At 56.3% G+C, this 238-nt stretch carries 1 protein-coding gene; it reads left to right on the plus strand.

All coding sequences use genetic code 11. The annotated features are described in order from the left end of the window. Nucleotides 1-238, plus strand: a 238-nt coding sequence (locus tag ACLJNW_RS28355; RefSeq protein WP_410961986.1) for an outer membrane protein assembly factor BamE, incomplete at both ends; no start/stop codon positions are given.

A 238-nucleotide genomic window follows, 5' to 3' on the forward strand; every position in this document is an offset into this window, starting at 1 on the left:
CACCGATGCAAAACGCCAAGCTCATGCTGACCTGTCTCGCTTTCGCGGGGCTTGCCGCACTCGCCGGTTGCTCGTTTCCTGGCGTCTATAAAATCGACATCCAGCAAGGCAACGTCGTAACGCAGGACATGATAGACCAGTTGCGTCCCGGAATGACCCGACGCCTAGTGCGGTTTATCATGGGCAAACCGCTCATCGTCGATACCTTCCACGCCAATCGTTGGGACTACCTCTACAG

Source organism: Salmonella sp. SAL4457, assembly GCF_046548235.1.
GTDB lineage: Bacteria > Pseudomonadota > Gammaproteobacteria > Enterobacterales > Enterobacteriaceae > Salmonella > Salmonella enterica.